Source organism: Rhizobium oryzicola (assembly GCF_030504645.1).
GTDB classification, from domain to species: Bacteria; Pseudomonadota; Alphaproteobacteria; order Rhizobiales; family Rhizobiaceae; genus Neorhizobium; species Neorhizobium oryzicola.
In genome coordinates this window covers 38,403-51,468 of the sequence record NZ_JAUKWQ010000014.1, presented here as the reverse complement: position 1 = coordinate 51,468, position 13,066 = coordinate 38,403, and the positions used below count along the sequence as shown (strand labels likewise).

The following is a 13,066-nucleotide window of genomic DNA, read 5'->3' as shown; positions in this document are numbered from 1 at the left end:
ACACCATGTCATTGCACACCACAACTCCAGCCTCGATAACCCGCCTGACTGCTTCCGCGCCGCTTCGCACGCTTGCTTTGGTCGCGCTCTGCGCGGCCTATATCCAGGGGCCGCTCACGAAGATCTTCGATTTTCCGGGCGCCATCGGGGAGATGACGCATTTCGGCCTGTCGCCCGCACCGGTGTTTGCGGTTGGCGTGATCCTGTTCGAGCTTGCCATGTCGGCGCTCGTCATTTCCGGCTTCTACCGTTGGCTCGGATCGCTGGCACTGGGTGCTTTCACCATTGCGGCTACCTTTATTGCGCTCCGTTTCTGGGAGCTGCCGGTCGGGATGGGTCGAGCCATGGCAATGAATGCCTTTTTCGAGCATGTCGGCCTCGCCGGAGCCTTCCTGTTCGTGGCGTTGCAGGATCTTACGAACCACGCCAACCCGGCCGCGACAAAGCCGTGAACGAAAACAGACACCAAAACCAAGCTTGCTTTTGAACCATCAAACGACGTGGAGAGAACCATGCGATTGACGACGCTTGCCTTTATCGCATCTACCTTTGTTGCTCTTGCTCCCCTGTCGGCATCGGCCGCAGGCGCTGCCCTTCCGCAAGTGGGTATAGCCCCGCAATATGACACGACCCATGTCTATGTTGCGCCTGACAAGGTGGATGCTTTCGCCAAGAGCTTCCTTGCCACGTTCGGCGGTCAGAGCACAAAGCAGGTGGTCGTCAATGTCACCCCGACGGATAGCCTGACCAGCTCGCAGCTGTTGCAGACGCCCGTTGGCACCGTCTCGCTCTTTGGCTTCCGCACACCCATTCCCTATCCTTTTGGTGCGGAGCGCACCGGCTATCTGGTCAAGGACATGGACAAGGCCCTGAAGGCTGCACGCGCTGCCGGAGCGGCTGTCGTTGTTGACAGCTTCAATGATCCGATTGGCCGTGATGCGGTGATACAGTGGCCTGGTGGCGTCAACATGCAGCTCTATTGGCACACCCAGACCCCGAACTATGCTGCCTTTGAAACCGTACCGGAAAATCGCGTCTATGTTTCGCCGGATGCTGTCTCCACTTTTGTCAGGGATTGGCTCGCTTTCTCCAAGGGGAAGGTGACCGCGGATAACCGCAAAGCTCCGGGCGAGGAGATTGGCAAGGCGGGGCAAACCTATCGCCGCATCGATATCGAAAGCGTCTATGGGCGCATGGCGGTTCTCGTGACCAATGGCCAATTGCCCTTCCCCTATGGCCGCGAAATGACCGGCTATGAGGTGCGTGATCTTGCCGCGACACTCGAAAAGGCCAAGGCAAACGCCGTCAACGTGCTTGTTGAGCCGAAGACCGTCGGCAAGCGAGAGTCGGCCATGGTGGAATTCCCGGGCGGTTACGTGGCGGAGATCCACTCGGTAAAGCCCTGATGGCGGCGGCCAGCGCCGCACCATTCTCCAAAATCTCGAAAACGAACAAGAGCTGCTGCCCCGTAACCTCGATAGTCGAGGCCGGGGCGGATTTTCTCAAGGACAGGAGACATCTCGTGCTGAACGATCTCGACCATATACTGGCCCTGCTATCTCAAGGCCCCCTGACGTCTCTTGATCACGAGACCAATGAACGGGGCGTATCGTCATGAGTGCGGCGGGCTCTTCCGGCAGCAGCTTCGCACCGTTGCGTCAGCAGGTGTTTTTGGTTCTCTGGATCGCCACCATCATCGGTAATATTGGCAGCTTCGTGCGCGATGTCGCGAGCGCCTGGCTTGTGACCGACCTGTCTGCCGCGCCCGCCGCAGTGGCGTTGATCCAGGCCGCAGGCACACTGCCGATCTTTCTACTCGCGATCCCTGCCGGCGTGATGTCCGACATTCTGGATCGGCGCAAATTCCTGATCGCCATCCAGATCCTGCTCGCCTGCGTCAGCTCCACGCTTCTGTTTCTCTCGGCCTCAGGATTGCAAACGATCGAGACGCTGATCGCGCTCACCTTCGTCGGCGGTATCGGCGCCGCGCTCATGGCGCCGACCTGGCAGGCCATCGTGCCGGAACTTGTGGGGCGCCAGGATGTCAAAGGCGCCGTCGCGCTGAACTCGCTCGGCATCAATATTTCCCGTGCGATCGGCCCCGCCGTCGGTGGTCTGGTGCTCGCCTCGTTCGGCTCCGCTGTCACCTATGGCGTCGATGTCATTTCCTATGTCTTCGTCATCTCGGCACTGCTGTGGTGGAAGCGCCCGAAGGATCAGAAGGATGCGTTGTCTGAAGAATTCTTCGGCGCTTTCCGCGCCGGTCTACGCTACGCATGGGCGAGCCGAGATCTGCATGTCGTGCTCTTGCGGGCCGCCGTCTTCTTCGGCTGTGCCAGTTCGGTTTGGGCCTTGCTGCCGCTCGTTGCCCGCAATGTGCTGAAGGGCGATGCCGGCTTTTACGGTGTCATGCTTGGTGCCGTTGGAGCCGGTGCCATCCTGGGCGCGGTGGTGATGCCGCGGCTTCGCCGCCACGTCGATGCCGATGGCCTGCTGCTGATCGCTGCAGTTCTGACGGCGACCGTGATGGGCATACTCGCTCTGGCGCCACCGCAGGCGGTCGCTCTCGTGTCGCTGCTCGTTCTGGGAGCGGCCTGGATCATGGCGCTCACGACGATGAACGGCGTGGCCCAGGCCATCCTGCCCAACTGGGTGCGGGGGCGCTCGCTCGCGGTCTATCTCACCGTCTTCAACGGAGCGATGACGGCGGGCAGCCTGTTCTGGGGGGCTGTCGGTGAAGCAACCGGCGTACCCTTGGCCCTTGCCATCGGCGCGGTTGCTCTGCTCGTCGCCGGGTTGCTCTTCCATCGGGTCAAGCTGCCCAAGGGCGAGGCTGACCTTGCCGCCTCAAATCACTGGCCGGAACCATTGACGGCGGAGCCCGTCGAACATGATCGTGGCCCGGTCTTGATCCTTATTGAATACATGATCGACCATGCAGATCGTGCAGCGTTCATTCGCACCATCACGAAGCTTTCCGACGAGCGCCGCCGCGACGGTGCCTATAGCTGGGGCATCACGGAGGACGCGGCTGATCCCGGCAAGCTGGTGGAATGGTTCTGCGTGGAATCCTGGGCGGAGCATTTGCGGCAGCACAAACGGGTGTCGGTGGCGGACGCCGATGTGCAGGCTGAACTGCACAAGTTCCAGAAGGGGCAGCAGCCACCTGTGGTCCGGCATTTCCTTGCGGTCAATTCGCGCCACCGGCATGGTGGCTGAGTGAAAATGTTGAGGTGCCCGGCCAGGTGGTCGGGCGCGCAAACCAAAACCCCTTACGAAGCCGGCTGACGGTATGAGGCTTGTGATGATCAAGAATGCTTGGTTGCCCTTCTTGCTGAGCTTTAACGGCGGATATGTCGATACGGCCAGTTTTCTCGCCCTACAGGGATTGTTCGCGGCCCATGTGACCGGCAATTTCGTAACTCTTGGTGCGGCGATTGCCATGGGTACAACAGGTGTCGTACCGAAACTCCTGGCGCTGCCGGTCTTCTGTCTGGTGATCCTGTTCAGTCGCCTGTTCGCGCTGGCTTATGAAAAGCGGGCTCGCCTTGCCCTGTTGCCCCTTCTATGGGTCAAGTTGGCGCTATTGGCGGCCGCTGCCATCCTCACGCTTGTCCATGGCCCTTTCCACGATGGCGACAGCCTTCCCAGCCTGAGTATGGGCATGCTGCTAGTTTCCGCCATGGCGATTCAGAATGCGGCGCATCGACTGCACTTATCGACGCTGCCACCTTCCACCATCATGACCGGGACCTCGACCCAGATTATGATCGATATAGGCGACCTGATGATTGGTCCGCCCGGTGAGAGCGCTGTGGCCGCCAAGGGGCGTCTGAAACGATTTGCGCCCGTTCTCCTCTGCTTTGCGCTTGGTTGTGCGGCGGCGGCTGTTGCTGTGACCTTCATCGGGCCCTGGGCCTTCGTCATTCCGCCCCTTGTGTCCCTGATGACCATTCTGGCGCAAAATGCGCAGACACCGGCTTTGGCCAAAGCATCATGATTTCGGCTGAAACATTCAAGCTTTGGTGGCGTTGAAGGGCTTTACTTCCATGCCTTGGCAAGGAGATGACTATGATCCGCGACCCAAACAAACCGCAGGACGTCAGAGACGGCAAGGACATGCTGCCGGAACCGATCGACATGTTTCCAGCGTCTCATCATCCCACGAAGAAGGAGCAGGATGACGATCTGGATGAAGCGCTGCGCGAAACCTTCCCTGCCAGCGATCCGATCGCATCCGGTCACTCGGATTGATCAAGGCCCTGCAGCCAGCACCGCCTTGATCAGCCCCGCACGCCGCGAAACATTCATCTTTCCGAACAGGGACGACAAATGTTTCTTGACCGTATTGGGGGAGATGCCGAGCGTCTCTGCCATTTCGGCAACAGTATCCATGTCCATGGCCACATGCAGCACGCGGATTTCACCGGCCGTCAGGCTGTAGAATCGCGCTGCGGCCTCTATACCGGATATCGGCACCGCCTCTGCCTTGCGAATAAAGAGCGCTGCCCTCGCCGATTTTCCGACCCGCTCGAACGCTGCTTGCGTCTGCGATTCCTGACCTAGTTGCATCAGGCATGCCACCCACTCGACGCCTTCTGCATCGGTCATTCGGATCATGGCTGGTCGATGTTGTAGAATATATTCAGGTCGGTCGGAGGCGGAAATAAGCCCCTCCCGCAATATTCGGTCGGCCTTGGCGCTGATGAGGCTGAGGCCTCCGGCGCCGGCGCGGAGAAGGCTTCCTTGGGTCAGAATATTGCTGGCGGTCCTGTTTGCCCACAGCGGGTGTCCAGCGCTATCCAGAATGAATACGCCAGCTTCCACCTGCTCAAGGGCGGCCTCAAGCGACTGGGCATGCTGCGCCGTCGCATCCAGTTCGCTGCGAATGAGCGCTGCCCGTTGAAGATGTGGCGCAAGCATCCGCAATTTGGAACGCAGACGCTCATCGACCAACCCGTAGTCTCTGCCGGTGATGACAGTGAAAGCTGCGGCGGTGGCCTGGTATCGCTGGATATTGAAGATGGCAGCATCAAAAAAGCCCTGCGGCTCCACCCACTCCGTGAAGAATCGGCTCTTCCGGAATTCGTCATTGGGAATGATGTCGCCGCTCGAAAAAATCTGGCCGGGTTTGACGAAAACCGAGATCGGGTAAAGCGGATTGAGGGTGACGTACCTTTCCTTATGGTCCCGGATGAAGTTGTTTTCGATTCCCCAGGAATGCACCGTCTGTGCCTGTCCGTTGCTCGCGTCACGCCAATATATGCGAGACGCTTTGACGTTTAGATGCTGACAGATGAGCTCTAGAACTGTCGGCCACATGTTTTGATCGAGAACAGTCTCGTAGACCAAGCCGATCATGCCTGAAACTTCTTCAAACTCGCGTTCAGACATGGGCATCAGCAACTCCCGGGAAATGTAAGCTGCGTCCAGATTTACGCGCGGGAAAATAACATGGTTTTTCCAAGTTTAAAGATACTACCCGTTCGGGTGATGCGAACCAAAAATGGTTGATGTCTTTCTGAAGGCCTGGAGATGCGGCGGTCAGGAGACGATTCAGTGCGAAAACCGGCGTTATTGAAACACATTGGCCAGCATTGGCCCGGCAAGCGGTCGCCTAAAGCACCGGCTACACGGTGTTATTTCTAAGCGCTCGCGGATATTCGCATGGATGCATTTGTTTCGGCGTGGATACTGGGCCTATCCATCGCCATTCCGTTCGGCCCGGTCAGCCTGATGTGTCTGGAGCACAGCCTTTCACAGGGTATCCGGTGTGGGCTTGCAAGTGGGGCGGGGGCTGCGACAACGCACGGAATCTACGCGACGCTTGCGATGATAGGGGCAAACTCTGTCGCTGCTTCGCTCGTCAGCCACCAGGCGCTCATTCACACCCTGTCAGGCACTGTCTTCCTGCTCATTGGCGTCCGAACCATTTTACGCCGGGGCGTTGCTGAAGCGCGTGTCAATGTGACGGGCGGCAGGCTTTCGGTATATTTGCGAGGTATGGCTCTGGCACTCGCCAACCCCATGACCATCCTTCCCTATATTGCCTTTGGGGGCAGTGTCGCTCTCTCCGACACTGCCAGAAGTGCCGAGCATATCCTGAGCATCATGGGTATCTGCCTGGGTACTTTGTCGTGGTATTGGGTTATGAGCAGCTCAGCCTGGCTGTTTAGGCAGCGGTTGCCGGAAACCCTGTTGACCCGTCTGAACCTGATGTCGGGCGCGATGTTTATCGTCATGGGGATTTCGACGGCCGTTCGTGTTTGACGAAAGAGCATAGGGCTCTTCCTTAGTCGGCTGCCGGCACAACACTTCGAATAAATTCCACAAGCTTGTCTGCGGCAAAGGGTTTTTGCAACACACAGATTTCGCCGCCAACCCTGCTTCGGACCAGAGTTTCGGAAAACGCCGTGATGAAGATAAACGGAATTTGGCGATCCTGCGCACGTATATGTTCGTAGAGATCAATTCCGCTCATGCCTGGCATCTGGACATCGGAGACGATGCAGAAGGTCTTGGCGATATCATTCGAACTCAGAAATTCCTCTGCTGAAACAAACGTCTTTACTGAGAAGCCGAGGGATCGCAGTAGGCTGCTCGTGCCACGGCGAACCGCCATTTCATCATCAATGATGGATACCACATGAGCTGTCTGCACCGGGGCAATACCAATCTCCGGACCGGCCGGTTCTTCATTTTCATTGACTATGACAGCTTCGACCTTTCCTGCAAACTATACAGGGGTTTATCAGCGAAGCCGGATGTATGGCCGCAGGAAACATCTTTCGGTTAAAGGCGGGAAGGCGATCACGGGTTACGTTGATCCGTCATGGAAAGGCCCAGCACTTCCGCCATCTTCACCAGATCGGCAAAGGTTTTTGCCATCATCTTGCGGGTGATCTTACCGCGATGAATTTTGACGGTGATCTCGCTCAATCCGAGTGCGCCTGCGATCTGCTTGTTCATCAGGCCGGATGTCGCCATGGTCATGATCTGCTGCTCGCGCGGGGAAAGGCTCTCGAAGCGTTTGGCCACTTCCTGCTGGGTTTTATCGTGGCTCCGGGCCGAGCGCCTCTTCTCGGTGGCGGACGCAACGGCATCCAGAAGATCCTGGTCCCGAAACGGCTTCGATAGAAAATCGGCAGCGCCCGCCTTCATCGCGCGCACCGACATGGGGATGTCGCCATAGCCAGTGACAAAGATGATCGGAACGGTCACACCCTTTTCCACGAGCTTTCGCTGGAAATCGAGACCGCTGGTGAAGGGTAGGCGCACATCCAGTATCAGGCAATCGGCGGCAGTCAATTCCGGATCGTTGTAGAGTTCCTGCGTCTCAGCAAAGGTCTTGACCCGATAGCCAATGGACCGCAGCAGAGTGTTCAGCGCCTGGCGCACCAGTGCCTCGTCATCCACGATCAAAACCAGCGGTGCTTCCGACATTCCTGACTTTCCTGCCCGGCAACGAAGCAGCGCCTCACTCCACGCTCACCCTGTGCGCACGACAATAGCGTCTCTACGACGTTGGTGCCATCGCACATGCGCTCGCCAGCGTGCTACCATGGCTGTACCGAGCGAACCTACTAAGCATGTTCTGGGGCTGCAACTATACCTCGGTATGTGTCAGCAAAACCCTAGTCTGGCGAAACGCAATCTCAGTAGGATTTCGAAAGTTCCGCGAGCCGCTCATTATCAAATGGCAATTTGAGAATGCACGGAAGGAGCGAAACATGCTGCGCCTCGCCACAGATATTCGTCAGTCCAGCGATCATAATGCTGCAAACTTAACTGCCCAGCTTGAAGAATCCGCTTCCTGCGAAATCTCCGAGTTGCTGTCGAAAGCGGTGCATTTCATTGACCGCGACCAGGAAACAGCACTGGAGTGCATGAAGCTTGTTTCGGCGCTCCTGAAGCCCCGCACGGAAAAGCCGTTACGACTTCTCACGAATAGCAGCGGGGGGCTGGCACCCTGGCAGGCAAATCGTCTGCGTGCCCATGTGGAAGAGCGTATTTCCCATACCATCACGCTGGATGAACTGGCGAAGCTGGTGAAACTCAGCACGAGCTATTTCTCAGCGGCATTCAAAGTGACTTTCGGCACATCGCCGCATGCCTATGTGCTGAGCCGCCGCGTTGCGCATGCCAAACATCTGATGCTGACAAGCGATGCTCCGCTTTGCCAGATCGCGCTTGATTGCGGCCTTTCAGATCAGGCCCATCTTTCCCGCGTGTTCCGCAAATTGACGGGGGTGACACCAAGTATGTGGCGGCGTTACCACGGTAATCCGCCCCAGACGTCCCTCAGATTGCATCCATGGGGTCCGGTCCAAGTCCTCTCCGTTGGGTGAAGCCGAGATGTCTTCACCTGCTCACGACTTGTCTCCATGGAGCGCTTCCCGGAGCGAGGCGATGAACACACGGACTTTCGGAAGCACCAGCCGGGTTGTTGGGTAGACGGCCCATATTGCGAGCGTTTCAGGCGAGGCGTCTTCAAGTTGAATAGGTACCAGACGACCTAAGCGGATATCTTCTGCAATGTTCCAATGGGAGAGGAGGGCTATTCCGCCACCAGCAAGGCATGCTGCATGACAACCTTCGATGCTGCTCGCTGAGAATCTTACGTTCAGCCGGGCAAGACGCTCTCCGCTTTCGCCCTGAAAGGTCCAGTGGGTTGCATTGGAAAGTGGCAGGCAATCGTGGTTCACAATATCCTGCGTGGTTTGTGGCGTGCCCCGCCGCTGCAGATAATCCGGCGATGCGACCAGGAAGCGCGGATTGTCTGCCAGCTTCTGGGCAATCAGCTGGTTGTCTCTCAATCGTGCAATCCGGATGGCGAGATCCATACCGGTCGCGACAAGGTCCGGCAGGGCGTCGTTCATGTCGAGCGTGATGCGCAGCTTCGGGTTTTTCTCCAGCAGAGCCGGCACGATCGGCGCCACAAATTTGCGCCCGAACGCGATGGGAACGGAGACACGCAACAGGCCGGAGGCGTGGCCTTCTCCGTCATGCAGATGGGCAAGAGCAAGTTCGCTATTCTCGACCATGGCCTGTGCGTAGGGAAGAAAGGCCTCTCCCTCCGGCGTCAATGATAGCGAGCGGGTCGTCCTCTGCATCAGGCGCACGTTGAGTGCGGCCTCCAGCGACGCCAGGCGCCGGGTTGCCGTCATGGGGGTGAGGCCGAGACGGCGCGCTGCAGCGGAAAGGCTTCCGGCGCTCGCTGCCGTCACGAATACCCTGACATCATCCGTCTCCATTATATCACTTTCTGCATAACTGACTGAACAATATCAGTATCTAATGCATCTGGCGATACAATGCTACATCCTTCCCGGCAATCAATCGAAAGGTAACGTCCATGACGACCGTAACTTCACATGTACACGCACATGCCGGTACGGGAGTAGGCGGCATTCAGCTTCTGGCAATGGCTGCCGCAGCAGGCATTGCCGTGGCGAATATCTATTACAACCAGCCCATGCTGGGGCTGATCGAGGCGGAGTTCGGAGAACACTCTGCGGCGGGCCTCATTTCCACGGCGACACAGTTGGGCTACGCGGTAGGCCTCTTCCTGCTTTTGCCGCTGGGCGATCTCCTTCACCGCCGTCGCCTGATCGTCGTTCAGTTCGTGGTGCTAGCCGCGGCCCTTGTACTGGCGGCTGTTGCTCCGTCGGCCTGGACACTGATCTTCGCATCCCTCCTGGTCGGGGCGGCGTCTACCGTCGCGCAACAGATCGTCCCCTTCGCCGCGACACTTGCGACACCGGAAAAACGCGGCGCCACCATCGGTACTGTCATGGCTGGCGTTTTGTCCGGCATCCTGTTCAGCCGAACATTATCCGGCTTCGTGGGCGAACATGCCGGCTGGCGGGAGATGTTCTGGATCGGCGTGCCGCTCGCTTTGGCCGCCGCCATTGCCATGTATGTGTCCTTGCCCGAGCACCGTCCGACGTCGCGGATGCAGTATCATCGCGCCATTGCGTCGCTCGCGCATCTCTGGGTGCGGGAACCGGCACTCAGAACGGCAGCATTGATGCAGGCCGCCCTGTTTGCCTCTTTCACCAGCTTCTGGACCATTCTTGCGCTTCACTTGCAGGAGCCTGCCTTTGGCCTTGGTGCGCAGGTGGCCGGGCTGTTCGGCATCGTTGGCGCGGTGGGCGTGTTTGCGGCTCCGCTTGCAGGGCGGTTGGCCGATCGCCAGGGACCACATTTTGTGGTGCGACTCGGTGCGGTTCTTGCGATGGTGGCCTGGCTTATCTTCGGGTTCTGGCCCTCAATCGCAGCGTTGGTGATTGGCGTCATCGTTCTGGACTTCGGCATTCAGAGCGCGCTCGTCTCCAACCAGCATATTGTCTACGCCCTTGATCCCGAAGCCCGCAGCCGGCTGAACACGATCTTCATGACGGCCATGTTCCTGGGCGGTGCGTTTGGCTCTGCTGCTGCCACCTTCGCCTGGCTTCACGGCGGCTGGAGCTTCGTGAGCGTCCTCGGCCTGGTGCTCGCAGGCGTTGGCGTGGTGATCAAGCTCTGGGGAGGTCGCAAGGCTGCGTGATGCCGCTGATGAACGCAATACGCACTTATGAAATCGACCGGTCGCGCCTTGCGCGACCGGTCGATTTTCATTGGGGCATGTCGAACAGAAGCGCCTGCCCATCCGTGATCCAGGTCAGGTCGGGCGCCTGTTCGTTGGTGATCTGCAAACCATCCCCGGACGTCAGTCGCTCACCGTCGAAGAGAGCCAATCCTTCGACGATGTGCAGGAAGGTGAGGCGCCCGGGCTTGGTCGGAACGGAGGTCGACATTCCGTCCAGTGGGTTGGCGATCAGCACGCGGCTGTCAGAGTTAAGCCGAAGCGGGGCCTGTTCATCCTGGCCGCTGGCCAACACAGTCCAGTTGCGCGAAGCTTCCGGGGAGGGCAGGGCAACCTGCTGATAGCGTGCCTCGCCGCCTTGGCGATCAGGGATCAGCCAGATCTGTAGGAAATGCGCGGGCTCGTCGCCCGAGGCATTCATCTCGGAATGGCGGATGCCGTTGCCGGCATACATCAACTGAGCTTCGCCAGGCGCAATCGTCGCAATATTGCCCAGCGTATCCTTGTGCGTGAGCTTGCCGGAGAGAACGAGTGTCAGGATATCCATCTCGGCGTGGGCATGTTCGGAGAAGCCGGATCCCGGAACGATCCGGTCCTCGTTGATCACCCTGAGCGGCCCATAGCCCATCCGGGTCGGGTCCTGGAACGAACCAAAGGAGAAGGTGTGATAGCTGTTCAGCCAGCCGGTATTGGTATGGCCGCGGCTCATGCCGTCGTGAATAAGGATCATGGTAACCTCCTGGCCTCTTTCCGGTCCATGCCGGTTGGGCGCTCCTAAAGGGAGCCGGCGGGAATCCTGTCGTCCCGCCGGCTCTGGGTCATGAGAGGAAGGCCTGCAGAGCATGAAGCTCTTCCGTCCTCAGCTCATGTCCGCCGCTGTGAATCGTCTTGGTCACGTCAGCGCCCTGGCTTTCCAGATAGCCGATCAGGCCATCCGTGAGCGGAAGCGGGCAGATCGGGTCTCTCTGACCGGCGGTTACGAGGACTGGCTTGCCCTTGAGGCCTGCATTGTCTGCTGGTGTCCATGGGATGAGCGGGTGCAGCAGCGCTGCGCGGTCTACCAGTTCCGGATGCTTTAACAGGACGGCCGCCAGAATGTTCGCGCCGTTGGAATAGCCGAGCGCGTAAACCGGATGACCGGGGTTGGCGGCGCGATGGGCGGCGATGAAGCCGGCCATCTTTTCTGTGCGCTGCTCCAGATCCGCCATGTCATAGACACCTTCGCCGGTGCGGCGGAAGAAGCGCAACGCGCCGCCTTCCGAGACATCCCCACGCGGGGAAACGAGTCCCGCTTCCGGCCGGATCTGTTCCGCAAGCTTTGAGAACTGGTGTTCGTCACCACCCGTGCCGTGGAAGGTGAAGATGATCGGCTGACCCTCGGCGGGTGTTTTGGTCAGGGCATGATAAGCATTCAGGCTCATGGTCGTTCTCCTCGGCCGGCGTTCCGGTCAATCCTTGATCGGCAGCAGCAGACCGTTGATCTGGTCACGGAAGGGTTCGTAACGGCTCGGCAGCTTCAGGCTTTCACCCAGATGCGCGGTGTCTTCGTCACGGTCGAAACCCGGTTCATTGGTGGCGATTTCGAACAGCACGCCGCCCGGCGTGCGGAAATAGATCGCCCAGAAGTAGTCGCGGTCGATGACCGGGGTTACCTGATAGCCGGTATCCATCAGCGCCTGGCGCACTTCCAGCTGGGCAGCGCGGTTCTCAACAGCGAAGGCGATGTGGTGGACCGAGCCAGCGCCCTGGTGGGCATAGCCCGCCTGCGGCAGCGTTTCGATATCGATCACATCGGCACCATTGCCGCCGGGAATGGCAAATCGCGACCATTCATCCTTCTTGTCCACTTCCTGGTAGCCCATGAAGCCCAGAAGTTCACGGGTGGCACCGGGATCACGAAGGCGAAGGCTGGCGCCCTGGAAGCCATGGATGGCTTCGGCGCTGCCGATGCCGGCCTTGGTCCAGCCCTGGCGGCCATCGCCATCGACTTCGACCAGCGAGAAGGCATCCTTGTCTGGGCCATGGAAGCGCAGGCGCTTTTCACCGAACACTTCGTGCTCGGTCAAACCACCGACGCCAAGCTTGGCAAGGCGTTCCTTCCAGTAGGGCAGCGAGCCCTTGGGAACCGCAAAATAGGTTTCGCCCACTTCGCCGGCACCCGCTTGGCCCGCCGTAATATGCGGGAAGGGGAAATAGGTCATGACGGAACCGGGTGTGCCGACCTCGTCGCCATAGTAGAGGTGGTAGACTTCCGGTGCATCGAAGTTGACGGTCTTCTTGACGCGGCGCAGGCCGAGCGTCTTCGTGAAAAAGTCGCTGTTTGTCTGCGCGTCTGCGGCCAACGATGTGACGTGATGAAGTCCCTTGATCTGTTTTAGCATGGCTGTCTTCCTTCTGTTCACCGTGCGTCTGCCCGGTTCGTTGAGCAGAAGATGATGCAAGGCAGGGCAAAACAGAATAGCAATAATATGTTGGACA

General features: G+C 58.9%; 15 protein-coding genes. 8 read left to right on the top strand and 7 right to left on the bottom strand.

Annotation, left to right across the window (positions count from 1 at the left end; translation table 11 throughout):
- Positions 1 to 5: 5 nt before the first annotated feature.
- The 5 genes from Q2T52_RS24715 (at position 6) to Q2T52_RS24695 (ending at position 4,254) form a co-directional block, all read left to right on the top strand.
- Positions 6 to 452, top strand: coding sequence for a DoxX family protein (locus Q2T52_RS24715; RefSeq protein WP_302079594.1), 447 nt, complete (start codon positions 6 to 8; stop codon positions 450 to 452).
- 60 nt (positions 453 to 512) lie between these two features.
- On the top strand, positions 513 to 1,406 hold the full coding sequence (locus Q2T52_RS24710) for a glyoxalase (RefSeq protein ID WP_302079593.1): 894 nt from the start codon (positions 513 to 515) through the stop codon (positions 1,404 to 1,406).
- 208 nt (positions 1,407 to 1,614) lie between these two features.
- Entirely contained in the window at positions 1,615 to 3,219 is a 1,605-nt protein-coding gene (locus tag Q2T52_RS24705) for an MFS transporter (RefSeq protein WP_302079592.1), read from the top strand.
- Positions 3,220 to 3,304: 85 nt separating this feature from the next.
- Entirely contained in the window at positions 3,305 to 4,000 is a 696-nt protein-coding gene (locus tag Q2T52_RS24700; RefSeq protein ID WP_302079591.1) for a YoaK family protein, read from the top strand.
- Between the two features lie 71 nt (positions 4,001 to 4,071).
- Positions 4,072 to 4,254: a hypothetical protein gene (locus Q2T52_RS24695; RefSeq protein WP_302079590.1), complete on the top strand. Its 183-nt coding sequence runs from the start codon at positions 4,072 to 4,074 to the stop codon at positions 4,252 to 4,254.
- Here the strand turns inward: Q2T52_RS24695 and Q2T52_RS24690 are convergent, their stop codons facing one another.
- Positions 4,255 to 5,400, bottom strand: coding sequence for a helix-turn-helix transcriptional regulator (locus Q2T52_RS24690; RefSeq protein WP_302079589.1), 1,146 nt, complete (start codon positions 5,398 to 5,400; stop codon positions 4,255 to 4,257).
- 267 nt (positions 5,401 to 5,667) lie between these two features.
- Here Q2T52_RS24690 and Q2T52_RS24685 point away from each other — a divergent pair, with 267 nt between their 5' ends.
- Positions 5,668 to 6,270 carry a LysE family translocator gene (locus Q2T52_RS24685; protein WP_302079588.1) on the top strand — a complete coding sequence of 201 codons (603 nt, stop codon included), beginning with the start codon at positions 5,668 to 5,670 and terminating at the stop codon, positions 6,268 to 6,270.
- A gap of 22 nt (positions 6,271 to 6,292) precedes the next feature.
- Here the strand turns inward: Q2T52_RS24685 and Q2T52_RS24680 are convergent, their stop codons facing one another.
- Both Q2T52_RS24680 and Q2T52_RS24675 read right to left on the bottom strand, forming a co-directional pair.
- On the bottom strand, positions 6,293 to 6,646 hold the full coding sequence (locus tag Q2T52_RS24680) for a response regulator transcription factor (RefSeq protein ID WP_302079587.1): 354 nt from the start codon (positions 6,644 to 6,646) through the stop codon (positions 6,293 to 6,295).
- Between the two features lie 164 nt (positions 6,647 to 6,810).
- Entirely contained in the window at positions 6,811 to 7,443 is a 633-nt protein-coding gene (locus tag Q2T52_RS24675; protein ID WP_302079586.1) for a response regulator transcription factor, read from the bottom strand.
- Between the two features lie 287 nt (positions 7,444 to 7,730).
- Here Q2T52_RS24675 and Q2T52_RS24670 point away from each other — a divergent pair, with 287 nt between their 5' ends.
- Positions 7,731 to 8,348 (top strand): helix-turn-helix domain-containing protein, encoded by a 618-nt coding sequence (locus tag Q2T52_RS24670; RefSeq protein WP_302079585.1) that lies wholly within the window; start codon positions 7,731 to 7,733, stop codon positions 8,346 to 8,348.
- Between the two features lie 21 nt (positions 8,349 to 8,369).
- Here Q2T52_RS24670 and Q2T52_RS24665 read toward each other — a convergent pair whose 3' ends face one another.
- Positions 8,370 to 9,254: a LysR family transcriptional regulator gene (locus tag Q2T52_RS24665; RefSeq protein WP_302079584.1), complete on the bottom strand. Its 885-nt coding sequence runs from the start codon at positions 9,252 to 9,254 to the stop codon at positions 8,370 to 8,372.
- 101 nt (positions 9,255 to 9,355) lie between these two features.
- On the opposite strand from Q2T52_RS24665, the gene Q2T52_RS24660 reads away from it, so the two are divergent.
- On the top strand, positions 9,356 to 10,549 hold the full coding sequence (locus tag Q2T52_RS24660; RefSeq protein WP_302079583.1) for an MFS transporter: 1,194 nt from the start codon (positions 9,356 to 9,358) through the stop codon (positions 10,547 to 10,549).
- A 67-nt stretch (positions 10,550 to 10,616) separates the two neighbouring features.
- On the opposite strand, the gene Q2T52_RS24655 is transcribed toward Q2T52_RS24660, so the two are convergent.
- The 3 genes from Q2T52_RS24655 to Q2T52_RS24645 all read right to left on the bottom strand — a co-directional run bounded on the left by Q2T52_RS24655 (position 10,617) and on the right by Q2T52_RS24645 (position 12,969).
- On the bottom strand, positions 10,617 to 11,318 hold the full coding sequence (locus tag Q2T52_RS24655; RefSeq protein WP_302079582.1) for a pirin family protein: 702 nt from the start codon (positions 11,316 to 11,318) through the stop codon (positions 10,617 to 10,619).
- A gap of 88 nt (positions 11,319 to 11,406) precedes the next feature.
- Positions 11,407 to 12,009: an alpha/beta hydrolase gene (locus Q2T52_RS24650; protein ID WP_302079581.1), complete on the bottom strand. Its 603-nt coding sequence runs from the start codon at positions 12,007 to 12,009 to the stop codon at positions 11,407 to 11,409.
- A 27-nt stretch (positions 12,010 to 12,036) separates the two neighbouring features.
- The gene (locus Q2T52_RS24645) at positions 12,037 to 12,969 is read right to left on the bottom strand and encodes a VOC family protein (RefSeq protein WP_302079580.1); all 933 of its coding nucleotides are present in this window, start codon (positions 12,967 to 12,969) and stop codon (positions 12,037 to 12,039) included.
- Between the last annotated feature and the right edge of the window lie 97 nt (positions 12,970 to 13,066).